We start from the raw sequence: 24091 nt of genomic DNA on the forward strand, positions 1-24091 counted from the left end.
ATGCATTTGCAATCATGTCTGCCCGGTCGTTGAATCGAGTTCGATACCAGCGGATATCGGCAAGGGGACAGATCATGCGAGTGGTTGTGGCGGGCGGCGGACTGGTCGGGCTGACGGCGGCGGCCGCGCTCGGACGGCTGGGTCACGAGGTGACCGTCGTGGAGCAGGCATCGGAGATTCGCGCCGCAGGTGCGGGAATCGGGCTGTGGGAGAACGCACTTCGCGAATTCGATCGAATCGGTATCGGCGCGGCCGTGCGGTCGGTGGGGCACGAGATCGACGCCTGGTTCTTCGATGCGGCCGGTCGTGCGGTGCGAGCCGCGGGATACGGCGATTACGAGCACCGGTTCCTGCTGGTGCCGCGGCCGGAACTGAACGTCCTGCTGGCCGATGCGATCGGGCGGCAGCGCATTCTGCTGGGCGATCGGGTCACCGGATTCACCGATACCGGCGAGGGAGTGCGCGTGCTGCTCGAATCCGGGCGGAGCATGGCGGCGGATCTGCTCGTGGGTGCGGACGGTGTGCACTCCAAGGTGCGGGCCGCACTCGTGCCCGACAGTGCCGCGCGGCCGCATCCGGGCCACTACGCTTGGCGCGCAGTGGTTCCCGCGGGCCACGAACGTCCGGAGGGAACGGTTCTGACGGTCGGTCGCGACCGCACGCGCGGCGGGTACTCCCGGCTGTTGGGAGATCGAACCATGTGGATGGTCAACCAGTTCGAGGTCGGCGAGCTGCACGGTACCCCGCGGGAACGAGCGTTGGCGCGGGCGCACAACCTCGCCGAGGACGGCTGGCACGACGAACTGCTGCGGATGATCGAGGCCACGCCCGAGGAGGCGATCCTGGAGAATCCGATCCTGCTCGTCCCGGAGCTGTCGCACTGGACCGCCGCGCACGTGGTGCTGATCGGCGATGCGGCGCACGGGCTTTCGCCGCACATCTCCGCCGGAGGCACGCTCGGCGTGGAGGACGTGGGTGTGCTGTGCGCCTGTTTGTCCGCCGACGGGGATCTCGCGAGCGCGCTGAGCGAATACGAGCACCGCCGCAGCGAACGGTTCGCGCAGGTTCGCGCATTCTCGACCGAGGTCGAATTCGCCGCCGACGCCGGGGAATTCGCGCAGCGGTACGCGGCGTTCAGCCACTGGATGCTGACCACCGCCCCGGGACGCGAGAATCCAGACCGTACGGTTCGTCCGGTGGCCGCCGAATTCCCGACGGGCGCAAGTGGTTCGCGGAAGTGAGGCGTTGCCGCCCGGGGCGACGATCGGTTGCCGAGTCCCGGGCCACGTGTTATCCGAATTAGCCGTCGGAATGCTCACCGCGGCCGGGAATCGCTTGTGCGGGTGCGCGGTACGGTAGCCTGGTGGATGTTCTCGATGACGCGGCGATCGAATCTCGGCTGCGTGCGGCGTCTTCCGACTGCTGGGGCGACCTATGGTCGGCGACGGATAAACTGCTGGCCTCCGAAGGCCCGCATTCGGAGTGGATCTTCAACTCCGGGCAGCTGCCGTACATCCGCTACAGCGACGAGGTGAACGTCTTATTGGCCGCGCTGGACGGCGCGGGCGTGGTCGTCGAATTCCCCTGGCGGCAGTGGGACGGCCTGAGCCGGTACGAGGCCGGGCAGGGTCTGGCGGAAGCGCCTGTCGCGGAATCGATTCGGGTGCTGAGCGTGATGATCAACTCGGAACGGTTCGTCACCGGCATCATCGCCCATCTGCTCGAGGACGGCACACTGGCCGTGGCCCTGGAACGCCTGCGGACCTGGCACGGCGAGCAGCCCGCCGGGGCGCCCGCGCGCAGCGGCCGTGCCGATGAGCGGCGTCGGCGGCGGTGGCGGCTGCTGCGGCGTTCGTGAGCGCGGGGTGTGCCCGGCGTTGCCGGGCACGCCTGTCAGGACTCGTCGCCGGGCCTGCCCGCTTCCGGATCGAGTACCGGCAGATCGCCGGATTGTGCTGCGGTAAGGATGGATTCACGCATCGAGGTGCAATACCGTAGCGTCGCTCGGGACAACTCCGCCGCGGCATGCCGCTCCACGCACGCGGCCGTCGCGTCGGCGTTCCACTGGACGCTGGTCTGCGCCCAGGTGCTCTTTCGGGCCAATACCTGTGCCCCGCACTGCCCGCACCGCACCGGCAACATCGGTGCGGTGCGCAGTCGCTCGTCGGCTGGTCCGGTCACGAAGCCGCCTCGGCCTGCCGCGCGATGTTCTCCCGGACCTGCTGCTGCCAGGCCTCGACCGGGCGGGTGGTGTCGAGTTCGAATTCGAAGCGGTCCACCATCTCCGGGGTCACCTCGTCCACGTCCACGTAGAACTGCTGATACCAGCGGCGCAGCTGATAGACCGGTCCGTCCTCCTCGCACAGCAGCGGATTGTCGATGCGCGCCTTGCGTTTCCAGATCGCGACGTCCTGTTCGAATCCGGCCTTCACCGAATCGCCCAGCGCGATCGCGGTGGCCATCGCCACGTCCGTGGGCAGTGTCTCGGACTTCTTCACGATGATGCCGTATTGCAGCACAAAGGAATTCGCGTCGATCGGGTAGTGGCAGTTGAGCAGAACCGTCTGATAGTCCTCGCCCTCGAAGTGGTAGACCAGATCGTCGATCATGAACGAGGGCCCGTAGTACGCGGCGACCGACGTGGTGCCCAGCGGCTTGGGTTTGCCCTCGGGTGAGGGCAGATCGTCACGCGCCCCGCCGTTGAAGTACTGCGTCGCGACATGCCCCTCGAAGACGTTCCGGAAGTAGGTCGGCAGCGAGCCGTGGATGTAGAAGAAGTGCGCCATGTCCACGATGTTGTCGATGATCTCGCGGCAGTTGGTGTTCACGACGGTGGTGTACCAGTGCCATTCGGTCCATTCGTCGCTGCCCGCGCCCTCGATCCGCGGAATGGTGATGTCGGCCGGTGGCTTCCTGCCCTCCGGATCGTTCCAGACGAACAGCAGACCGTCCTGTTCGAGCGTGGTCCAGGCGCGCGTGCGGGCCAACGGCGGCACCCGGCGGGCGTAGGGAATCTGCTTGCAGCGGCCGTCGCCGCCCCAGCGCCAGTCGTGGAACGGGCAGGCGATCTCGTTGCCCTTGACCTCACCGTCGGACAGATCCCCGCCCATATGGCGACAGTAGGCGTCCAGCACGTTGAGCGTGCCGTCCGCGCCGCGGAAGACCACGAGCCGGGTGCCGAACGCCTGGATGGAGTGCGGTTGGCCGTCGGCGTAGTCCCGGATCAGGCCCAGGCAGTGCCAGCCGCGGGCGAATCTGGCGGGTGCCGCCTCGGCCTGGATCTGGCGGACCTCGTCGTGCACGGTTGTCATGGCAACCTCCTGGAGTGCGTGCGTGCGTGCGTGCGGAAGAAGTGGGCTGGTACGGCCCCGCGATCCGGGCCGATCCGCATGACCTCGGTTATAACACCGCCAACTGCCTTGCCCGCCAGTGAGTTTCACTGACCGGACGGTGTGTGCCACCGTCGTGATCCGGGCGGTGCAGGCACCGTCATGCGCCGGGCGAGAGGACTTGTGAGCGTTGCCATTTCGACAACCGCCGGTTGTTCCCATGGGTGCGGAGCCCGCGGTGCCCTCGCTAAAATGCACAACCAGCCAGCGTATGGGAGGTGTGGTGACGGATCTCGATCTGGCGGCGGTGCGGGCGTTCGTGACCGTGGTGGACGAGGGACAGTTCGGTCATGCGGCGCGGGTTCTGGGCATCACGCAGCAGGGTGTGTCCAAGCGCGTCGCGAAGCTGGAAGCTCAGCTGGGGGTGAGCCTGTTCGATCGGCTGGCCTCGGGCAGCGCGGTGACGGCCGCGGGCGCGAAGGTGCTGCCGCACGCCCGCGCGCTGCTCGCGGTGGCGCAGGACACCGTGCTCGCCGCGCGAGCGCAGGTGCGGCCGCTGCGGGTCGCCGTCCAGGGAGAACGGCACGTCGCCTCGGTGTCGATGCGGTACTACCTGGACCGCAATCCCGAGGCGGACGTCGAGATCGTCCTGTCCACCGCGTTCCGGTCCGGCCGCGACGCGCTGCTGAACGGCCGCGTCGACGCGACGTTCGCGCGTCCGCACGGGGGACCGCGCGCGTTGCCGCCCGGCATCGGATCCGTCCCGGCCCATCTGGAACCGCTGCACCTGCTGGTCGGCCGCAATCATCCGCTGGCCGCGCAGTCGGCGGTCACGCCATCGCAGATCGCGCCGTATCCGGTCTGGGTTCCGGGAGCCTCGGTGCCGTCCGAATGGGCCGACTACTACCGGGAGTGGAGCGAATTCAGCGGCATCGAGATCCTCACCGGCCGCGTGCCCGGCGGCTCGCCCGAACGCGAGGACGATCGCGAGAAGGGGCGCGGGCCGTTCGGGCTCGAGGCCGTCCTGGATCGTCTCGCCGCCTCGGACACGCTGGCGAGCTTCGCCGGGGACGGCTACCGCTTCCCCTGGCATCCGCACATCCGCCGCCTGCCGATCTTCGAGCCCACTCCCGCGTATCCACACGCGCTGCTGTGGGCGAGCGCCGCGGCGCATCCTGGTCTGTCGCCGCTGATCGCGCACGTCCGGGAGAACTACAACGGCGATATCGGCGCGGACTGCTGGATTCCCGAATCGGACCGACCACTGTTCCTGTCCTCGCACTCCGAGCCCGTCGCCGCTTCGACGCCGCCTCGCGCGAGGTGACGGCCCTCTTATCGAGACACATGTCCGGACATGATTGACAGCACACCGCGCGCATGCCACCGTGGCGGGGCCCGGGTCGGGGCACGACGACGATCCGGGTGATTTCGGATGGGAGTGAGTGATGGGGTTCCTCGAACCGGACCTGCCGGTGATCGATGTGGCGGAGTGGAGTAAAGGCACGCGCGGCGAGCGGATCCGGCCGATGGCGCGGCACTGGGCGGAGGTGGGGTTCGGGACGCCGGTCGTGCTGCATCTGGCCTATGTCGGCAAGATCCTGCTCTACATCCTGTTCGGCTGGCTGATCGTGTTGTCCACCAAAGGGATCGACGGATTCCTCGATGTCGGCCGATGGTGGTCGGAACCGATCGTGTTCCAGAAGGTCGTGCTCTACACGATGCTGTTCGAGGTGATCGGCCTCGGCTGCGGATTCGGGCCGCTGAACAACCGCTACTTCCCGCCGATGGGTTCCATCCTGTACTGGTTGCGGCCCCGGACCATCCGGCTGCCCCCGTGGCCGCGGCGGATACCGCTGACCGCCGGAACCGGCCGCACGCCGGTGGATATCGTGCTGTACGCGGCCTTGCTGGTGGTCACGGTCGTGGCGCTGTTCTCCGACGGCACCGGCCCGATGCCCGCGCTGCGCACCACGGTCGGGTTGCTGCCGGTCTGGGAGATCGTGCTGATCCTGGTCCTGCTGGCGGTGCTCGGCCTGCGCGACAAGGCGATCTTCCTGGCCGCGCGCGGCGAGGTCTACGGCTCGCTGACACTGGCCTTCCTGTTCGGCTCGGATGCGCTCGTCGCGGCGAAGCTCGTGTTCATGGTGATCTGGATGGGTGCGGCGGTCTCGAAACTGAACCTGCACTTCCCGTTCGTCATCTCCACGATGATGTCCAACAATCCGCTGATCCGGCACCGATCGCTCAAGCGGATGTTCTTCGAGAAGTTCCCGGACGATCTGCGGCCGGGACGGGCCTCGCGGATCGTCGCCCACAGCGCCACGGCGGTCGAACTGTGCGTTCCGCTGGTGCTGTTCTTCACCCACGGCGGCGTGCCGACCGCGATCGCGGCCACCGTCATGGTGCTCTTCCACCTGGGGATCCTGACCGCGATTCCGATGGGAGTGCCGCTGGAATGGAACGTCTTCATGATCTTCGGCGTGTTCTCGCTGTTCGTGGCGCACGCCGATCGCGGACTCGGCAGCGTGGTGCATCCCGTGCCGGTGGCGGTGTTCTTCCTGGTGATCGCGGGCATCGTCGTCGCGGGGAATCTGTTTCCGCGCTACATATCCTTCCTGCCGGGCATGCGGTACTACGCGGGAAACTGGGACACCACCCTGTGGTGCGTGAAGCCCTCGGCCTCGGCCAAGATCGGGGCGAATATCGTCGCGATCGCCAGCATGCCCCAGGCGCAGCTGGAACGGTTCTACGGCAAGGACCGCGCGCAGATCCCGCTGTATCTCGGATATGCCTTCCGCGCCATGAACACTCACGGCCGGGCGCTGTTCACCCTCGCGCATCGGGCGATGGCCGACGGCAACGAGGACGACTACACGATCACCGACGGCGAGCGCATCTGCAGCACCGCGATCGGCTGGAATTTCGGTGACGGCCACATGCACAGCGAACAGCTCATCGCCGCGTTGCAGGAACGCTGCGGATTCGACCCCGGCGAGGTGCGCGTCGTACTGCTCGACGGCCAGCCCATCCACCGGCAGACCCAGCAGTACCGTCTCGTCGACGCCGCCACGGGCGAATTCGAGCGCGGTTACGTCCGGGTCGCCGATATGGTGACCCGCCAGCCTTGGGCCGATGATGTGCCGGTGCATGTGGCCGAGTGACATCGGTGTGAGCGGCGATGCGCCGAAGATGTTGCGGCACAGGCACTCGCGGCAATGGGCGACGCGCGCGAGCGGATGCTCGGCGAGCAAGATCACGATTGGATAGCGGATAGCCCTTCCCAGAGAAAGTAATTTCCAAATCCTTTGCCGATTCTTTACGATTGTCACGACCCGCTTCTGCGGGGGTCTTCGAGCGGCCGCTACGTGACACCGGTGTCCGGGTCGCCTCCAGCTCCGCCCTGCTTTTTCGATGCCAGTACATGTTCGGCCGATGAACCGATCCGGTTGCCCCGGTTCGGCGAAGGAGAAATATGTCCACCGACACCGATACGGCCCGACGGATATCGTTCCCAGGCCTGTCCGAAGTGTTCCGCCATGATCTGCCCGCCTCGATCGTGGTGTTCCTAGTCGCCTTACCGCTCTCGATCGGCGTCGCCGTCGCGACGGGCGCCCCGGTGGCCGCCGGGTTATTAGCGGCCGTGATCGGCGGCCTGGTCGCGGGATTATGCGGCGGATCGACGCTGCAGGTCAGCGGCCCGACGGCCAGCCTGACCGTGGTCGTGGCCGAGAGTATCCACCAATTCGGTTGGGCAGTAAACTGTTTCATCACCGCCGGTGCCGGTGTGTTACAGATTCTGTTCGGGCTCAGTCGAATCGGGCGCGGTGCGCTGGCGATCGCACCGGTCGTGGTGCACGGCATGCTCGCCGGAATCGGCATCGTCATCACGTTGCAGCAGGTGCACGTGCTGCTGGGCGGTCAGTCGCTGAGTTCGTCGTGGGACAGCATCGTGCAACTGCCGCATCAGCTGCTCTCGGTACACGGCGGCGACGCACTGGTCGGCGTCCTGGTGATCGCCATCCTGCTGGGGTGGCGGTATCTTCCGGGCGCGATCCGGCGGGTGCCCGCGCCGCTGGCGGCAGTGGTCGCCGCGACCGTGGTGGCGCGGTTCGTGCCGACCAGCATCGCGCGAATCTCGTTGCGCGGCCCGCTGTTCGAGGACATCTCCCTGCCCGCGCTGCCGTCCGGCAGCTGGGGCGCGGTGGCGCTGACGATGATCACTATCGCACTGATCGCGAGCGTCGAGACGCTGCTATCGGCGGTCGCGGTGACCAGGCTGCGGCCGGGCACGCGCTGCGATCTGGACCGGGAACTCCTCGGCCAGGGCGTGGCGAACATGACCTCGGGACTGGTCGGCGGGCTTCCCGTCGCGGCGGTGATCGTACGCAGCATCACCAATGTCAATGCGGGCGCGCGGACCCGGGCCTCGACGATGCTCAGCGGCCTGTGGGTACTGATCTTCGCGGTGGCGTTCGTCGATGTGGTGCAACAGATTCCGAAGGCCGCGCTGGCCGGGCTGTTGATCGTCATCGGCATGGGTCTGGTGAAACTGGCCCACATCCGGCTCGCCCGGCGCAGCGGCGATCTGGTCGTCTACGCGGTGACCGTGCTCGTCGTGGTGTTCTGGAATCTGTTGCTGGGCATGCTGATCGGGCTCGCGCTGGCCTTCGCGCTGCTGCTGTGGCGGGTGGTGCGGGTGGTCGTCAAGGCCGAACCGGCCGTCGGAACCGATCGCTGGCTGATCACCATCGACGGCACCTGCACGTTTCTCGCGGTGCCGCGCTTGACAAGTGAGCTCGCGCGGGTGCCCGCGGGCGCGCCGGTCACCGTGGAGATGAGCGTCGACTTCCTCGACCACGCTGCCTCCGATTCGCTGCACGAATGGGCGAAGGATCACGAAAACACCGGCGGAACAGTGGAATTCGTGGAAATCGGTGCGGCCCGCATCGCCGATCTGGCCTCCGGGCCGCCCGCTCGCAGGCATGCCCGCGGGCTGCTGAGCCAGACGCTGGGCCCGTGGCAGCGCACCCCGCTGGTCGATCCGATCGCCGCGGGTATCACCGCCTACCACCGCGGCCACGCGCACGTCATGCGGCCGCACCTGGGCGCGCTGCGCGATGTGCAGAATCCGGATTCGCTGTTCGTGACGTGCTCGGATTCCCGGCTGGTCCCGAATGTGTTCACCAGCAGCGGGCCCGGCGACCTGTTCACCGTCCGCAACATCGGCAACCTGATCCCCGACGGTGGACGCGACAGTTCGGTCGAGGCCGCGATCGTCTACGCGCTGGACAAACTGCACGTCCGGTCGGTGGTGGTGTGCGGGCATTCGGGCTGCGGTGCGATGGACGCGCTGTATCACGAGAGCGTTACCGGGTCCGGGCTCGACGACTGGCTGGCCCACGGCCGTGGCTCGCTGGAACGGTTCCGGCTCGGGCATCCGGTGGCGACTGCCGCCGCGGCCGCGGGCTTCGGCGAGATCGATCAGCTGGGCATGGTGAACGTCGCGGTGCAGCTGGAAACCCTTGCGCGGCATGCGCGGGTGTCCCGCGCGGTCGCCGAGCGGGGTGTGGTGCTGTCGGGGCTGTTCTTCGATATCCCCACCGCCCGCGTCATCGAGGTGACCGCCGAGGGGATCGCCGAATTCGCCGATCCCGCAACGCAAATCGAACTCGATGCGCGGGAGCCGGTCACGGCGCCGGTCTGACGGGGACATCCCGGCCGTGGGCGACGGCCGGGATCGGCGGGGCGGGCAGCGCCCGGGGTTGACACCCGGGCGCTGCCGGGAGTGATCGCAAGTTAACCCAATGGAATTATTTTTCTCAGACTTTACTAAGGCTTTAATCATAGTCTGATCTTGCTTCCGGGCGATCTGTCGACAACGGCGTTCTCAGTGCGCACTGGGAGGCCTGGAGAACTCGCCCCGTGAAGGAGAACGATGTCCGCCACCGTCGAAGCACCGTTACGATCCTCCGCGCCGCCCGGTCCGTTACGGTCCGAGCGCCTGCGTGCCCTGATTCGCCACGACCTGCCCGCTTCGATCGTGGTATTCCTTGTCGCCCTGCCGCTTTCGCTCGGCATCGCCGTGGCCTCGGGGGCTCCGATCGCCGCCGGGCTGATCGCCGCGGTGGTCGGCGGCATCGTGGTCGGCGTACTGGGTGGAGCGCCGTTGCAGGTCAGCGGCCCGGCGGCCGGGCTGACCGTGGTCGTGGCCGAGAGCATCACCCAATTCGGTTGGAAGACAACCTGTTTGATCACCGTTGCCGCGGGGCTGTTGCAGATCGTCTTCGGGCTGAGCCGCGTCGCACGCGCCGCGCTGGCCATCGCGCCCGTCGTCGTGCACGCGATGCTGGCCGGAATCGGCGTCACCATCGCCCTGCAACAGGTGCATGTGCTGCTCGGCGGGTCCTCGCACAGCTCGGCCGCGGAGAACATCCGCGAACTGCCCGGCCAGCTGCTGGATCTGCAGGGCGACGACTTCGCGATCGGCCTGGTCGTCATCGCGATCATGCTCGCCTGGCGCTGGGCGCCCGAACGTCTCCGGATGATTCCGGGCCCACTGGTCGCGGTCGTCGTGGGCACGCTGCTGTCGCTGGTGCTCCCGGGCGATCCCGCGCGCCTGGCCATCGACGGATCGCTGTTCGACGCCATCGGCCTGCCGAATCTGCCGCACGGCGACTGGGCCACCGTGGCGATGATGGTGCTGACGATCGCGCTGATCGCCAGCGTCGAGAGCCTGCTCTCGGCGGTGGCCGTGGACAAGATGCATACCGGCTCGCGGACCGACTTCGATCGTGAGTTGATCGGGCAGGGATCGGCGAATGTCGTCTCGGGCCTGCTGGGTGGTCTGCCGGTCACCGGCGTGATCGTGCGCAGCGCGACGAATGTGCGGGCCGGGGCTCGCACCCGGGCCTCGGCGATCATGCACGGCGTATGGCTGCTGGTGTTCTCGGTGGCGCTGGTCGGCCTGGTCGAGCAGATTCCCAAGTCGGCGCTGGCCGGTTTGCTCATCGTGGTGGGCGTCCAGCTGGTCAAGATCGGCCATATCCGGCTCGCCCGGCGCACCGGCGACCTGGCCGTCTACACGGTCACGATACTGGCGGTCGTCTTCACGAACCTGCTCGAGGGCGTGCTGATCGGACTCGCGCTGGCCTTCGCGCTGCTGCTGTGGCGGGTGGTCCGTGTGAGCGTGCATGCCGCCCCGATCGGCGAGACCGGCCGATGGCTGGTCGGCGTCGACGGGACCTGCACATTCCTGGCCCTGCCCAAACTGTCCTCGACGCTGGCGAAGGTGCCCGCGGGGACGGAGGTCATCGTCGAGCTGAGTGTGGACTTCCTGGACCACGCCGCCTGCGAGGCCCTGCAGGACTGGGCTCGCCAGCACGAAAGCAACGGCGGCACGGTCGAATTCGCGGAGATGGGCACCGCGCGGATGGCCCTGGTGCTGGACGGCCCACCGCGCCGGGGCAAGGCCCGCGGACCGCTGGAGGAGGTGCTCGCACCCTGGCGCGACCGCGGTGCGCACGCGATCACCGCCGGTGTGGCGGCCTACCACCGCGCCCACGCCCATGTGGTGCGACCGCACCTCGACGAGTTGCGCGACGGGCAGGATCCCGACTCGCTGTTCCTGACCTGCGCCGATTCCCGAATCGTGCCGAACGTGATCACGCACAGCGGTCCGGGTGACCTGTTCACCATCCGCAATGTCGGGAATCTGGTCCCCGCCGACGGCGCCGATGTCTCCACCGAGGCCGCATTGGAATTCGCGGTGGGCAAACTCGGCGTGCGCAGCGTGGTGGTGTGCGGACACTCCGGCTGCGGGGCGATGCAGGCCCTGCTGGACGGCGGCGCACTGCCACCCGGCAGCGGCCTGAGCGGCTGGCTCGCCCACGCCCACCCGAGTCTGGATCGCTACCGTGCCGGACATCCGGTCGCCGTCGCGGCTGCCGCCGCCGGATACGACGAGGCGGCCCAGCTGAGCATGGTGAACGTCGCGGTGCAGCTGGAAACCCTCGCCGCCCATCCGCTCGTGCGCAGTGCCGTCCGCGACCGCGGTCTGGTGGTGTCGGGCATGTACTTCGACATCGCGACCGCCCGCGTCCTATCGGTCACGACCACAGCAATCGCGCAGATCACCGATATCGACCGCGTCGCGCTCGCCGGACAGGACTGAGCCCGGACGGCGAGTCGGGCTGTGCCACAGGTGAATTGGAGGCGCGCATGGGTCACTGTGCTCGTCTTCGGCGCCCGCCGGCGACGATCGCCCCGACGCTCGCGCAGATCATCTGCGCGAGCGTCGGGGCGTCGTGCGCACCCCACGGTTCGTACCCCGGATTCGAGCCTCGAGCGGCACCCCGGGGCCCGCCCTGGACGCGAAGCGCTGCTGGATCCGAACAGTGCCCGGGTAGGGAGCAACCCTGGGGTCAGGGCAACGCCCGGGTCTCTAGGGGCACTTGGCAACGCTCGGGTCCCCAGTGGCACTGGACCTGAACGACGCCGGAGTCTCGAGCGGTACCGGGCGCTGTCCCAAGCCATCGGCTAGTTCGCCGCGGCAGTCGATTGTCGTGAATATCCGGCTGACCGGCTTGCTCGCACCTGTTCCGGCAGCGCCATGCCGCGGACCGAGTCCGTGGCTCGGCCGAATAGCCTCCCGTCGGTTGCTCGGGCCGTGCGGAGCCTGCCGCGAGTGCCGATCGAGGTGGCATCCGTGCTCGCGTCGGACCCGGAGACTGGCACGGCGAGTTCCGGTCCGAGGGGGGCATTCCTGCGCCGCGCGGGTCGAGCGTGGCTGCGGGAGAACGCGTGTCGCGGGGCCTAGGCTTGTCGCGGTCCTGCGGAGCAGTGCCGCGAGCGGCGTCGGCCGTATGCGGCGAGCAGTCGGATCGACAGTCCCGGGTCCGGCCGGATTTCTCATCGACCCGGGCGCTCGGGCGTGCCAGGGTGGTAGGTGAACTATTCGGTGGATGGAGTCGAACGGACATGGTTGCGGTTTCGGCGGGGACTGTGGTGCCCGGCGTCGTGCTGACTCGCCCGGAATGGCTGGCGGAGCGGATCTCCGATATGGGGATCTCGTGGGGTACCGGCGATGCGCGGGTGTCCGGCACGCTGTGGTGGTGCATGGCCGCGTCCTCGCTGATAGATCCGGTCGTCGCCGCGTACGCGGCCGGGCGGCCCGCGCCGGACACGGCTCTGGAACATCTGCTGTGCGAGATCCGCCCGGACGGCGGAGTGGAGCGGGTGTTCCCGACCGCGACGCCCGCCGATCCGACAGCGAGCAGCACGGTACCTTCCGGCGACCGGACGACCAGCGCCCCCGGCGAGCAGACGACTGGCGATGCCGGTGAGCGGACGACCGGCGACCGAGGTGAGTGGACGACTGGCGATGCCGGTGAGCAGACGACCAGCGACCCGGGTGGGCTCGTCGCCGCACGCGATCCGGACCGGGCAGGCGTCGCGACCGCGTCACAGAGCAACGGCATGGATGAATCCAAGAGTTGTTGCGCTGCAACCGGTTCCGAGGATTCCGCGAGCGCGGGAAGCAACCTGCGGGAGGCGTTGGCGCGGATCATCCCGGTGGTCGCCGAGGTGTCCGGTGCGGGCGTGGCCTCGCTGTGGGCGATCGTGGCCGACGCGATCGGCAATCGGGCCATCGACGCGGGCGATGCCGAGGCGGGCGCCCGGCTGGCCCGGCAGGTCGCGGGCAGACTGCCGGTGCCGCGATTCACCGATGTCGGCGGGCGCGCATTCGTCCGGCGAATCTCCTGCTGCCTGGTGTTCGAGGTACCCAACTGCCAGATGTGCACCAGTTGCCCGAAGCGTCCCGCCGCCGAGCGGCACGAACTGCTGAGCGCACTCGCCGCCCGGGGCTGAGGCCGGGGCCCCACGCGATCCGGGTCTTCAGCCGGTCCATCGGCACGTGCACGGCGGGCTCCCGATAGCATGGTCGCGCCGGGCCGCATCCGCGTACCGGCTGGACCCAGGTCCACTCGCGGGAATTTCCCGCACCCGACATTATGCGGGCAAACGCCCGCGAATACGACGCCAAGGAGAGCGCAGCCGTGACCATCTCAGCCCGCATAACCCCAGCCGCCCTCGTTCGGGTGCCGGCCGGGACGACGGCGGGCGCCGCGGTGCGTGAGGCGGGTCTGCCGACGAAGGGCCCCGACACCGTCGTGGTCGTGCGCGACCCGGAGGGCAACCTCAAGGATCTGTCCTGGACCCCGGACGAGGACGTCGAGGTCGAGCCCGTCGCCGCCGATACCGAGGACGGCCGCAGTGTCATCCGGCATTCCGCCGCCCACGTGCTTGCCCAGGCCGTGCAGCAGGAGTTCCCGGAGGCCAAGCTCGGCATCGGCCCGCCGATCAAGGACGGCTTCTACTACGACTTCCAGGTCGATCGCCCCTTCACTCCCGAGGATCTGGCCAAGCTGGAATCGCGGATGAAGAAGATCGTCAAAGGCGCGCAGCGGTTTTCGCGGCGCGTGGTGGAGGTCGAGGACGCCCGCGTCGAACTCGCGGCCGAGCCGTTCAAGCTGGAACTGATCAGCGACAAGTCCGGTATCGACGATCCGGAGGTCATGGAGGTCGGCGGCAAGGAGCTGACCATCTACGACAACCTCGATCCGCGCACCGGGGAGAAGGTGTGGGGAGATCTGTGCCGGGGGCCGCACATCCCGACCACGAAGTTCATTCCGGCGTTCAAGCTGACCCGGTCCTCGGCCGCGTACTGGCGGGGTGATCAGTCCCGCGAGGACCTGCAGCGGGTCTACGGCACCGCCTGGGAGTCGCAGGAGGCGCTGGACGCGCACCTGACGATGCTCGAAGAGGCCGAACGACGCGATCACCGCAAACTGGGCCTGGAGCTGGATCTGTTCTCCTTCCCCGACGAACTGGGATCGGGTCTGCCGGTGTTCCACCCGAAGGGCGGCATCATCCGCAAGGAGATGGAGGACTACTCCCGTCAGCGCCACGTCGAGGGCGGCTACGAGTTCGTCACCACACCGCACCTGACCAAGGCGCATCTGTTCGAGACCTCCAAGCATCTCGAGTGGTACGCAGACGGCATGTTCCCGCCCATGCACCTGGACGCGGAATACAACGAGGACGGCAGCGTCCGCAAGCCCGGCCAGGACTACTACGTCAAGCCGATGAACTGCCCGATGCACAACCTGATCTACCGTTCGCGTGGTCGGTCGTATCGGGAGCTGCCACTGCGGTTGTTCGAATTCGGATCGGTCTACCGGTACGAGAAGTCCGGTGTGGTCCACGGACTGACCCGCGCCCGCGGTTTCGCTCAGGACGATTCGCACATTTACTGCACTCAGGAGCAGGTGCAGGAGGAATTGACCACGATCCTGCGGTTCGTGCTCGATCTGCTCAAGGACTACGGCCTCGACGACTTTTACCTGGAACTGTCGACCAAGGACCCGGACAAGTACGTGGGTTCGGACGACGTGTGGGAAGAGGCCACAGAAACACTCCGTCAGGTGGCCGAGTCCTCCGGGCTGGATCTGGTGCCGGACCCCGGTGGCGCCGCGTTCTATGGTCCGAAGATCTCGGTGCAGGCGAAGGATGCGCTCGGGCGTACCTGGCAGCTGTCGACCATTCAGCTCGACTTCTTCGAACCGGAGCTGTTCGAGCTCGAGTACACCGCGTCGGACGGCACCAAGAAGCGGCCGGTGATGATCCACCGCGCGCTGTTCGGTTCCATCGAACGATTCTTCGGCGTGCTGACCGAGCACTACGCGGGCGCGTTCCCGGGATGGCTTTCACCGGTTCAGGTGGTGGGTATCCCGGTCGCGGAGACCTTCGTGCCGCATCTGGAAAAGGTTGTCGCACAACTGCGTTCGAGTGGCATACGGGCTCAGTTGGACCGGGGTGACGATCGTATGCAGAAGAAGATCTTCAACCACACCGCCCAGAAGGTGCCGTTCATGCTGCTGGCCGGGGCACGCGACGTGGAAGCCGACGCGGTGAGCTTCCGCTTCCGGGACGGAACCCAGGTCAACGGCGTCCCGGTCGCCGACGCTGTGGCCACCATCGTGGACTGGATCGAACGCCGGGAGAACGACTCGCCCACCGCGGACGGATTCCAGATCCGGACCGGTGGGGCGTGATCGGACCGACCATGGATTCGGAACAGATCATGGATACCGGCGCGGGCGACCCGGACCGGCTGCAACGGCTGTGGACGCCCTATCGGATGTCCTACATCACCGGTGCGGTCGGGGATCGTGAGGCGCGCGAGACGCAGCAGGAGGGTGACCGGCCGGGACACCCGTTCATCGAGATCCCCAAGATGTCCGATGAGGACGGCCTGGTCATCGCCCGCGGCGAATGGGTTTACGCGGTGTTGAACCTGTACCCCTACAATCCCGGGCACATGATGGTCGTGCCATATCGGCGCGTGGCCGATCTCGAGGCGCTCACCCTCGAGGAGAGCACCGAGCTGATGGCCTTCACACAGCAGGCGATCCGGGTGATGAAGAAGGTGTCCCGGCCCGAGGGCTTCAACGTCGGGCTGAATCTCGGCGGTGTCGCGGGCGGTTCGCTCGCGGACCACCTGCACCAGCACATCGTGCCTCGCTGGGGTGGAGACGCCAATTTCATCACCGTCGTTGGCGGGGTGAAGGTCATGCCGCAGCTGTTGCGCGAGACCCGGGCCCTGCTGGCGGGCGCATGGAAGGAAGACTCGTAGCGTGCTGAGCTTCTTCGGTCGTGAGACATTCGCCAAAGCGACTGCGCCGCTGGGCAAAGCGCTGGTGAGTACCGGGCTCACGCCCGATGCCATGACGTTGATCGGCACCGCGGCATCGATCATCGCCGCGGTGACGCTCTTTCCGCTGGATCATCTGTTCTGGGGGACGATGGTGATCTGGCTGTTCGTCATGTTCGACATGCTGGACGGGGCGATGGCCCGCGCTCGCGGCGGCGGCACGAAATACGGTGCGGTTCTGGACGCCTCCTGCGACCGGGTGGCCGACGGGGCGATCTTCGGCGCGCTGGCCTGGTGGTCGGTGTACAACCAGCACAGCAAACATCTGTTCGCCGCGACCCTCGTGGTACTGGTGACCTCGCAGGTGATCTCGTATGTGAAAGCGCGGGCCGAGGCCAGCGGGCTGACCGCCGACGGCGGCCTCATCGAGCGTCCGGACCGGCTGGTCATCGTGCTGGTCGGGGCCGGATTCACCGGTATCGGGCAGTATTTCGGCGTCGGCTGGCTGGTGTACGCGGTGTACGTCGCGATGTACATTCTGGCGGTGCTGAGCGTGGTCACGGTGTTCCAGCGGGTGCTGGCGGTGCGCAGTTCCGCGGGCGCGCGCGATGTGCTCACGCCCAAGGGTGCCGGTGAACCGCAGCAGGGCGGGGCCGAGCCCGGCCCGGCGACGTAGGGGGACCGCATGACGGATTTGAAGTCTGCACTCACCGACAAGGCGTATGCGGCCGGCTGGCGGCTGGTCCGGGCCCTTCCCGAGGGTACGGCGCGCAGGTGGTTCGACCGCGGCGGCAATTGGGCGGGCAAGCGCGCGAACCGCGCCGCGCACCGCACCGGCACCCCGGATCAGTTGCGCCGCAACCTGGCCCGGGTGCTCGATGTGGCTCCGGCCGCGGTCCCCGACGAGCTGATCTGCGCGAGCCAGCGCTCGTACGCCCGGTACTGGCGCGAGGCGTTCCGGTTGCCGAGTATGGATCATGCGGCCGTGGGCTCATTGCATGTCGAGCAGGTGGAGAACCTGCACGCGGCGCTGGCCCGCGGCCGCGGCGTGGTGCTCGCGCTCCCGCATTCGGGTAACTGGGATATGGCCGGGGTGTGGCTGGTGCAGAACAACGGCACCTTGGCCACGGTGGCCGAGCGCCTCGAACCGGAGTCCCTGTTCGAGCGCTTCGTGGCGTACCGAGAGAGCCTGGGATTCGAGGTGTTCCCACTCACCGGAGGTGAGCAGCCACCGTTCGCGCAGCTCGCGGATCGCCTGCGGCACAATGGTGTAGTGTGCCTGATGGGTGAGCGTGACCTGACCGGCAAGGGGGTTCCGGTGAGCTTTTTCGGCGAACGCACCTGGCTGCCCGCGGGCGCTGCCAAGCTCGCCATCGAGACGGGGGCCGCGCTGATACCGGTGCACTGCTGGTTCACCACCGACGAGTCCGGCCGTGAGTCGTGGGGTATGAAAACCGAGGCGGCACTGGACGTCTCGGGCGGCGTCGCAGCCACGACACAGGCGCTGGCGGATCGGTTCGCGGCCAATATCGCCGAGCATCCCGCCGACTGGCATATGCTGCAGCCGCTGTGGGAGGCCGACCTGTCCGAGGCCCGCTTGGCTCGCATCGCCGCCGCGCAGGCCGGACGCACAGCGGATCCGGTGCGGCACAGGGAGGATCGCGCGGCGCAGGACGCGCTGCCCAGTGACGGTGGCTCATGAGGATCGGCATGATCTGCCCGTACTCCTTCGACGTACCGGGCGGGGTGCAGTCCCATGTCGCGGAGTTGGCGGAGGTGCTGATCGAACGCGGGCACCGGGTCAGCGTGCTCGCCCCGGCCTCGGAGGACACTCCGCTGCCGGATTTCGTGGTCTCGGCGGGTAAGGCGGTGGCAATCCCGTACAACGGCTCGGTGGCGCGGCTGTCCTTCGGGCCGACCGCCTACGGCCGGTTGCGGCGCTGGATCGCCGAGGGCGACTTCGACGTACTGCACGTCCACGAGCCCAATGCGCCGAGTCTGTCGATGCTTGCGCTGAAGGTCGCCGAGGGCCCGATCGTGGCGACGTTCCACACCTCGACCACGAAATCCCTTGTGCTGAGCACATTTCAGGGCGTGCTGCGGCCATACCACGAGAAGATCAGCGGCCGGATCGCGGTGTCGGAGCTGGCCCGCCGCTGGCAGGTGGAGGCGCTGGGCGGGGACGCGGTGGAGATCCCCAACGGCGTGGACGTGCCCGCGTTCGCGCACGCGCCGCTGCTGGGCGGTTATCCCCGCGCGGGCGGGACCGTGCTGTTCCTGGGCCGCTACGACGAACCGCGCAAGGGCATGGCGGTGCTGCTGGGCGCGCTGCCCGCGCTGGTGCGGCGGCATCCGGATGTGCAGATCCTGATCGTCGGGCGCGGCGACGAGGAGCGGTTGCGGCGCGAGGCCGGCGAACACGCCTCGCATCTGCGGTTCCTCGGTCAGGTCTCCGACGAGGACAAGGCCTCGGCGATGCGCAGTGCGGAGGTATATTGCGCGCCCAATCTCGGCGGGGAGAGTTTCGGGATCGTGCTGGTGGAGGCCATGGCCGCCGGAACCGCCGTCGTGGCAAGCGAATTGGACGCCTTCCGGCGGGTGCTGCGCGACGGCGTCGCGGGAAGGCTGGTTCCGGTGGGTGATTCGGCGGCGCTGGCGGAGGCGCTGAACGAGTTGCTCGGGGACGAGATCCGGCGGCAGGAATTGGTACGCGCGGCGAATCAGGTCGTGGGGGAATATGATTGGCCGGTCGTGGCCGAACAGATTCTGCGGGTGTACGAGACGGTCACGGTCGGTGACACCCGAGTCAGGACCGCCGGATGATCACCTTCTCCGCCACCACGATTCTCGTTCTCGCGCTGATCGCGGCGTTGATCGTCGCCGCGGGCGTGTGGGCGTACTCCACGGCCAATCGGCTGGACCGGCTGCACGTGCGCAGTGATCAGGCGCGCGACGCGCTCGAGGCGGCGCTGTCGCGGCGCGCGGTGGTGGCCCGTACCGTGGCGATCTCGATGGCCGGTCCCGCGGCCGATCCCGCTGTGGCCGAGCGGTCGAAACGCCTTGTCGCCCTGGCGGATCGGGCCGAACGCTCGGATTGGCACACCCGCGAGACCGCGGAGAATCAGCTCGCTGTGGCACTGTCGGCGCTGGACATCACCCAGTTGCGTCCGCAGCTGGTGGCCGAACTGGCCGATGCCGAGGCGCGGGTGCTGATCGCGCGACGCTTCCACAACGACGCGGTGCGCGACACCCTGGCCTTGCGCACCCGACGCCCGGTGCGGCTGCTGCATCTGGGCGGTACCGCGCCGCTGCCGACGTATTTCGAGATCGCCGAGCGCGTGACGCCCGCGGCCACCACCGGCCTGGAGGTGGACACCGTGCGCACCTCCGCGCGGGTGATCCTGCTGGACGAACAGGATCGGGTGCTGCTGCTGCGCGGCCACGACCCGAAGACGCCGGACATGCCGTTCTGGTTCACCGTCGGCGGCGGCATCGAGCCGGGAGAGACCCTGCGCACCGCCGCGGTGCGCGAAGTGTGGGAGGAGACCGGATTCGCGCTGGACTCCTCGCTGCTGCGCGGCCCGCTGTGGCGGCGGGTGGCGGTGTTCCCGTTCGATGGTCGGCTGATCCGCTCCGAGGAATTGTTCTTCGTCGCCCGCGCAAAGAATTTCGCGCCGTCGGCCGCCGATCCGACGGCCTGGGAACGGCACTGCGTGACCGCCGACAAGTGGTGCACGCCAGAGGATATCGCCGATCTGGACCGCCAGGGTGAGACGGTGTACCCCTTCCACCTCGATCAACTGCTGCCCGAGGCGGTCACCGCGTCCTCCGCGATGACCGATCCCGAGGTGCGCTCCATTCGCTAGGCGTTCGGAAGCCGATATTCGCCCGGATGTCGCGGTCCGGGTCGGCAACTGCTCACGGAATGTTAACCAGCCGTGGGGATATGCATTATGTTCGCGCTCACGTGCACAGGACAGTGTGACTGTCGGATTTGTGTCGTTAGCGAGAGTTGTCGGTGGACATGGTGATTGACCACGAGATTGCGCCGGGCCGTCGATTGGGCGAGGTGTTGCCCGACGAGCACGGCCGGTTCGGGCTCTACGGCGGACGGTACGTTCCCGAGGGCCTGATGGCCGCCCTGCTGGACCTGGAACGAACCTATCTGGTGGCCAGGAACGATCCGGGTTTCATCGCCGAACTCGACGAGTTGCTGCGCGATCGAGTGGGCAGACCCACTCTGCTGCACCGGGTTCCGCGGTTCGCCGGGGAGTTGCGGGTGCCCGGGATACGGGTCTACCTCAAGCGCGAGGACATGACGCACACCGGCGCGCACAAGATCAACAATGCGATCGGGCAGGTGTTGCTGGCCCGGCGGATGGGTAAACGCCGGATCATTGCCGAGACCGGAGCCGGGCAGCACGGCGTCGCGGTGGCGACGGTGTGCGCGATGCTCGGCCTGAGCTGTGTGATCCACATGGGCGCGGACGACATGGTGCGGCAGGAGTCGAACGTCGTGCGTATGCGGCTGCTCGGCGCCGAGGTTCGCGAGGTGCGCGCCGGCGGCCGGGGACTCAAGGAGGCGGTCAGCGAATCGGTGCGCGACTGGGTGGCGAATCTGGACACCAGTCACTACGTCTTCGGCACGGCTGCCGGGCCCGCGCCCTATCCGTGGATCGTGCGCGAATTCCAGACGGTGATCGGCCGGGAATCTCGCGCGCAGATCCTGGAATCCGAAGGGCGGCTACCGGATTCGGTGCTGGCGTGCGTCGGCGGTGGGAGCAATGCGATCGGCATGTTCCATCCGTTCGTGGACGATCCGGAAGTTCGGCTGATCGGAGTGGAGGCGGCCGGACGCGGCGGGAACGAGCACGCGGCGACGCTGAGCTTCGGGCGTCCCGGCGAGGTCGACGGCTCGTACAGCTATCTACTACAGGACGAGGACGGGCAGATCAGCCGCACCCACAGCATTGCCGCGGGCCTGGACTATCCCGGTGTCGGCCCCGAGCTGAGCCACCTCAAGGACACCGGCCGGGCCGTCTTCGGCACGGCCACCGACGCGCAGGCCCTGCGCGGCATGCGCACGCTGAGCCGTACCGAGGGGATCCTGCCCGCCCTGGAATCCGCGCACGCTCTCGGCTATCTGCTGGACGCGGCCGAACGCGGTGAGCTGCAACCGGATTCGGTGGTCCTGGTGTGCCTGTCCGGCCGTGGCGACAAGGATCTGCACATCGCCGCGGACGGGCTGAACACGCTCGAATCGGAGCTCAGAACGTGAACTTGTTGCCGTAGGCGGTGGTCTGCACGTTGCCGTGTGCCGTGGCGACCGTGGTCGTGACGAACGGAACCGCCTCTACCGGGGAGGCGCACTGGGAGACGTTGAGGGAGGCGTTGGAGAAGGTGAGGTGGTAGGGAAACCGGGTGGTGTTGTCCAGGGTGGCGGTGGTGGTGGTCGCCGTGGTGACCTGGCCAGGTTGGATCGTGGCCTGCAGGATCTCCTGCAGGCCGAGCGTGCCGCCGAAATTGGGTGCGATGCCCACGGTGGCGGAGTTGCTGTTGGTGGGTGTGGTGGTAGTGGGTGTGGTCGTGGTGGGTTCGGTGGTGGGTGGCGGTGTGGTCGTGGGTGGCGTGGTGGTGCTGGCCGCTGCGCTGGTGCTGGCGGGTGTGCTGGTGCTGGCGGGTGTGCTGGAGGTGGGTGGTGCGGCGATGGTGGGCGGCGTGGTGGCCGCTGGTGTTGCGGAGGTGGGTGGTGCGGCGGTGGTAGGTGGCGTGGCGGCGGCTGGTGTTGCGGCGATGGTGGGTGGCGTGGCGGCGGCTGGTGTTGCGGAGGTGGGTGGTGCGGCGGTGGTAGGTGGCGTGGCGGCGGCTGGTGTTGCGGCGGTGGGTGGTGCGGCGGTGATGGGTGCGGTGGCGGCGGCTGGTGTGGCGGAGGTAGGCGGTGTGCTGCGGGTGGGTGATGCGGCGGAGGTGGTAGTGGATGGTGCGCCGGCGGTGGTCGACGCTGCCGGGGGCTGTGATGTGCCGGTGTTGGGCAGGTTGCGCGCGACTTTCGCGGCTCCCACGGCGCTCACGGAGGACGGGGTGGTGATTGTGAGGTTCGGAGAGACGCCGCCGTTGAGGCCCTGGACCGGCTCGAAGCCGACGCTGACGCCTCCGGCCGTGCTGACGCCGCACCCGAGCAGGAATCCCGCGATCGCGGTGCCGGAGGTGATCGGAGCGCCGGTGGCCGCGACCGAGTACGTGCCGCTCACCTGGGCGGCGTGTGAGAACGTCATGAGGTAGGTCGGGGTTCGATTACCCGGCGGCGCCGTCCCGATGCGATCGACCGAGGCATGCAGGTGTACACCCGATCCGTCCACATCGGCACTGGTGGTCTGCGCGTTTCCGGGCCAAGCCGACACGGCCCACAGGTCGATCGCCAGCACACTTGCTGCGGCGAGGGCGAAGGAGCGTCGCATAGCGGATCCTGTTCTCGAAACGGACGTGCTGAGCTGCGGACTTCCGGAGAGCGAGGCGTGCTGCTATCAGCGCAGATCATAGGTGACTGGGGCGGGAAAACCCTGGTGGCGAGGCGGGCGCGCCCGACCGGATATGTCCGGACGCCGACGGTGAGGGCTCGGTGATCGGAGGTGAAGCACTGTGAGATGTCTCATCATCCGATAGGGTCGGTGCGCGGTTTGCCGTTGGTACACACGGTGAATCGGATGTGTGGAGGTGAATACCGTGACCATGTCGTATCTGCTGCACGACTTCCTGTTGCCGTACATCGGCGAGGAGGCCGCGACCTACTGGGCGACGCTGCTGGTGATCGATCCGGCGGGGTGATCGCATAGCGGCGCAGTAGCCGCATTCGCCGTCCGGCTCGGGGTGGCAGTCCAGTGGTCTCCGACTGGCTATGAAGTGGCCTGATCGGGCCGCCTAGAATCGTGTCGTTCGATCATGAACGATCCGTTTTCGCCCATCACACAGGAGTTAGCCGTGACGACGCCCCACACCGCCCCGACGACCGGTACCGCCCGCGTGAAGCGCGGTATGGCCGAGATGCTCAAGGGCGGGGTGATCATGGACGTGGTCACGCCCGATCAGGCGAAGATCGCCGAGGACGCCGGCGCGGTCGCCGTGATGGCCCTCGAGCGGGTTCCCGCCGACATCCGCGCCCAGGGCGGTGTGTCCCGGATGAGCGACCCGGACATGATCGACGGCATCATCAACGCCGTGTCCATTCCGGTGATGGCCAAGGCCCGGATCGGTCACTTCGTGGAGGCGCAGATCCTGCAGAGCCTCGGGGTGGACTACATCGACGAGTCCGAGGTGCTGACCCCCGCGGACTACTCGAATCACATCGACAAGTGGAACTTCACCGTCCCGTTCGTCTGCGGCGCGACCAACCTCGGCGAGGCGTTGCGGCGAATCACCGAGGGGGCGGCCATGATTCGCTCCAAGGGCGAGGCCGGGACAGGCGATGTGTCCAACGCCACCACGCACATGCGCAAGATCCGCGGCGAGCTGCGGCGGCTGAGCTCCCTGCCCGAGGACGAGCTGTTCGTGGCCGCGAAGGAACTGCAGGCTCCCTACGAGCTGGTTCGCGAGGTCGCCGAGACCGGCAAGCTGCCGGTGGTGCTGTTCACCGCGGGCGGTATCGCCACTCCCGCGGACGCCGCGATGATGATGCAGCTCGGCGCGGAGGGCGTGTTCGTCGGCTCGGGCATCTTCAAGTCGGGTGATCCGGCGCAGCGCGCGGCGGCCATCGTCAAGGCCACGACCTTCCACGACGATCCCGATGTGCTGGCTAAGATCTCCCGTGGTCTGGGCGAGGCCATGGTCGGCATCAACGTCGAGGAGATCCCCGAGCCGCACCGCCTCGCCGAGCGTGGTTGGTGAGCATCATCTGATCCGCTTTTTCGCGAGCCCCGGCCCCGCGTGGGTCGGGGCTCGTTGTCGTCGTATGGCCTGTTCACCGCCCATCGATGCGACCCGGTTGTCAAACGGAACAATGATCCGTATTGTTACCGGAGCGAGGTTCCGTTTTATCGCGCGACGCCGAAAGGAC

18 protein-coding genes and 1 pseudogene are annotated in these 24091 nt (G+C 67.9%); 15 read left to right on the plus strand and 4 right to left on the minus strand.

Annotated elements, in window-relative coordinates; translation table 11 throughout:
* Positions 1-14 precede the first annotated feature (14 nt).
* Both NM2_RS25725 and NM2_RS25730 read left to right on the plus strand, forming a co-directional pair.
* Positions 15-1241: an FAD-dependent monooxygenase gene (locus tag NM2_RS25725; protein ID WP_169816238.1), complete on the plus strand. Its 1227-nt coding sequence runs from the start codon at positions 15-17 to the stop codon at positions 1239-1241.
* Between the two features lie 122 nt (positions 1242-1363).
* Positions 1364-1858, plus strand: a complete 495-nt coding sequence (locus NM2_RS25730; RefSeq protein WP_067673721.1) for a DUF6508 domain-containing protein — start codon at positions 1364-1366, stop codon at positions 1856-1858.
* Between the two features lie 35 nt (positions 1859-1893).
* On the opposite strand, the gene NM2_RS25735 is transcribed toward NM2_RS25730, so the two are convergent.
* On the minus strand, positions 1894-2142 hold the full coding sequence (locus NM2_RS25735; protein WP_067673835.1) for a hypothetical protein: 249 nt from the start codon (positions 2140-2142) through the stop codon (positions 1894-1896).
* A 35-nt stretch (positions 2143-2177) separates the two neighbouring features.
* A complete protein-coding gene (locus tag NM2_RS25740; RefSeq protein WP_067673723.1) occupies positions 2178-3311 on the minus strand; it encodes a 3-ketosteroid-9-alpha-monooxygenase, oxygenase component in 1134 nt (377 codons plus the stop codon).
* A 301-nt stretch (positions 3312-3612) separates the two neighbouring features.
* Here NM2_RS25740 and NM2_RS25745 point away from each other — a divergent pair, with 301 nt between their 5' ends.
* From NM2_RS25745 to trpB, 12 genes are all read left to right on the plus strand, one after another.
* Positions 3613-4653, plus strand: a complete 1041-nt coding sequence (locus tag NM2_RS25745) for a LysR family transcriptional regulator (RefSeq protein ID WP_245718219.1) — start codon at positions 3613-3615, stop codon at positions 4651-4653.
* A gap of 121 nt (positions 4654-4774) precedes the next feature.
* Positions 4775-6490 (plus strand): DUF3556 domain-containing protein, encoded by a 1716-nt coding sequence (locus tag NM2_RS25750; RefSeq protein ID WP_067673725.1) that lies wholly within the window; start codon positions 4775-4777, stop codon positions 6488-6490.
* A 311-nt stretch (positions 6491-6801) separates the two neighbouring features.
* A complete protein-coding gene (locus NM2_RS25755) occupies positions 6802-9033 on the plus strand; it encodes a SulP family inorganic anion transporter (protein WP_067673728.1) in 2232 nt (743 codons plus the stop codon).
* Between the two features lie 231 nt (positions 9034-9264).
* Entirely contained in the window at positions 9265-11499 is a 2235-nt protein-coding gene (locus NM2_RS25760; protein ID WP_067673730.1) for a SulP family inorganic anion transporter, read from the plus strand.
* Positions 11500-12305: 806 nt separating this feature from the next.
* Positions 12306-13196: a (2Fe-2S)-binding protein gene (locus NM2_RS51875; protein ID WP_245718220.1), complete on the plus strand. Its 891-nt coding sequence runs from the start codon at positions 12306-12308 to the stop codon at positions 13194-13196.
* 143 nt (positions 13197-13339) lie between these two features.
* The gene (gene thrS / locus NM2_RS25770) at positions 13340-15442 is read left to right on the plus strand and encodes a threonine--tRNA ligase (protein WP_084531549.1); all 2103 of its coding nucleotides are present in this window, start codon (positions 13340-13342) and stop codon (positions 15440-15442) included.
* A gap of 11 nt (positions 15443-15453) precedes the next feature.
* Positions 15454-16023: an ATP adenylyltransferase gene (locus tag NM2_RS25775; RefSeq protein WP_067673841.1), complete on the plus strand. Its 570-nt coding sequence runs from the start codon at positions 15454-15456 to the stop codon at positions 16021-16023.
* A 1-nt stretch (position 16024) separates the two neighbouring features.
* Positions 16025-16717, plus strand: coding sequence for a phosphatidylinositol phosphate synthase (pgsA, locus tag NM2_RS25780; protein ID WP_067673732.1), 693 nt, complete (start codon positions 16025-16027; stop codon positions 16715-16717).
* Between the two features lie 9 nt (positions 16718-16726).
* Complete coding sequence (locus NM2_RS25785) at positions 16727-17743, plus strand: phosphatidylinositol mannoside acyltransferase (protein WP_067673734.1); 1017 nt, start codon at positions 16727-16729, stop codon at positions 17741-17743.
* On the plus strand, positions 17740-18864 hold the full coding sequence (locus NM2_RS25790) for a glycosyltransferase family 4 protein (RefSeq protein WP_067673736.1): 1125 nt from the start codon (positions 17740-17742) through the stop codon (positions 18862-18864). Before NM2_RS25785 ends, NM2_RS25790 begins: the two co-directional genes overlap by 4 nt.
* Positions 18864-19907, plus strand: a complete 1044-nt coding sequence (locus NM2_RS25795; RefSeq protein WP_067673843.1) for an NUDIX hydrolase — start codon at positions 18864-18866, stop codon at positions 19905-19907. The genes NM2_RS25790 and NM2_RS25795 overlap by 1 nt, the downstream gene beginning before the upstream one ends.
* A 158-nt stretch (positions 19908-20065) precedes the next feature.
* Positions 20066-21319, plus strand: a complete 1254-nt coding sequence (gene trpB / locus NM2_RS25800) for a tryptophan synthase subunit beta (RefSeq protein WP_067673738.1) — start codon at positions 20066-20068, stop codon at positions 21317-21319.
* On the opposite strand, the gene NM2_RS51880 is transcribed toward trpB, so the two are convergent.
* Both NM2_RS51880 and NM2_RS53050 read right to left on the minus strand, forming a co-directional pair.
* Positions 21309-21581 carry an MspA family porin gene (locus NM2_RS51880; RefSeq protein ID WP_067673740.1) on the minus strand — a complete coding sequence of 91 codons (273 nt, stop codon included), beginning with the start codon at positions 21579-21581 and terminating at the stop codon, positions 21309-21311. The two genes, trpB and NM2_RS51880, sit on opposite strands and share 11 nt — an antisense overlap.
* Positions 21582-22136: 555 nt before the next feature.
* Positions 22137-22499, minus strand: a pseudogene (locus tag NM2_RS53050) (MspA family porin); the annotation flags it as partial.
* A 520-nt stretch (positions 22500-23019) separates the two neighbouring features.
* On the opposite strand from NM2_RS53050, the gene pdxS reads away from it, so the two are divergent.
* Positions 23020-23922 carry a pyridoxal 5'-phosphate synthase lyase subunit PdxS gene (gene pdxS, locus NM2_RS25815; protein WP_174575676.1) on the plus strand — a complete coding sequence of 301 codons (903 nt, stop codon included), beginning with the start codon at positions 23020-23022 and terminating at the stop codon, positions 23920-23922.
* Positions 23923-24091: the final 169 nt, after the last annotated feature.

It is taken from the genome of Nocardia miyunensis NBRC 108239, assembly GCF_001613065.1.
GTDB classification, from domain to species: Bacteria; Actinomycetota; Actinomycetes; order Mycobacteriales; family Mycobacteriaceae; genus Nocardia; species Nocardia miyunensis.

What these genes read in the sequence shown, in the direction of transcription:
- trpB (WP_067673738.1), top strand. Translation starts at nt 20,066, where the DNA reads ATGGTGATTGACCACGAGATTGCGCCGGGCCGTCGATTGGGCGAGGTG.
- NM2_RS25775 (WP_067673841.1), top strand. Translation starts at nt 15,454, where the DNA reads ATGGATTCGGAACAGATCATGGATACCGGCGCGGGCGACCCGGACCGG.
- NM2_RS25735 (WP_067673835.1), bottom strand. Translation starts at nt 2,142, where the DNA reads ATGTTGCCGGTGCGGTGCGGGCAGTGCGGGGCACAGGTATTGGCCCGA.
- NM2_RS25750 (WP_067673725.1), top strand. Translation starts at nt 4,775, where the DNA reads ATGGGGTTCCTCGAACCGGACCTGCCGGTGATCGATGTGGCGGAGTGG.
- NM2_RS25755 (WP_067673728.1), top strand. Translation starts at nt 6,802, where the DNA reads ATGTCCACCGACACCGATACGGCCCGACGGATATCGTTCCCAGGCCTG.
- NM2_RS25790 (WP_067673736.1), top strand. Translation starts at nt 17,740, where the DNA reads ATGAGGATCGGCATGATCTGCCCGTACTCCTTCGACGTACCGGGCGGG.
- NM2_RS25725 (WP_169816238.1), top strand. Translation starts at nt 15, where the DNA reads ATGTCTGCCCGGTCGTTGAATCGAGTTCGATACCAGCGGATATCGGCA.
- thrS (WP_084531549.1), top strand. Translation starts at nt 13,340, where the DNA reads ATGCGGGCAAACGCCCGCGAATACGACGCCAAGGAGAGCGCAGCCGTG.
- NM2_RS25785 (WP_067673734.1), top strand. Translation starts at nt 16,727, where the DNA reads ATGACGGATTTGAAGTCTGCACTCACCGACAAGGCGTATGCGGCCGGC.
- NM2_RS25760 (WP_067673730.1), top strand. Translation starts at nt 9,265, where the DNA reads ATGTCCGCCACCGTCGAAGCACCGTTACGATCCTCCGCGCCGCCCGGT.
- NM2_RS51875 (WP_245718220.1), top strand. Translation starts at nt 12,306, where the DNA reads ATGGTTGCGGTTTCGGCGGGGACTGTGGTGCCCGGCGTCGTGCTGACT.
- NM2_RS25740 (WP_067673723.1), bottom strand. Translation starts at nt 3,311, where the DNA reads ATGACAACCGTGCACGACGAGGTCCGCCAGATCCAGGCCGAGGCGGCA.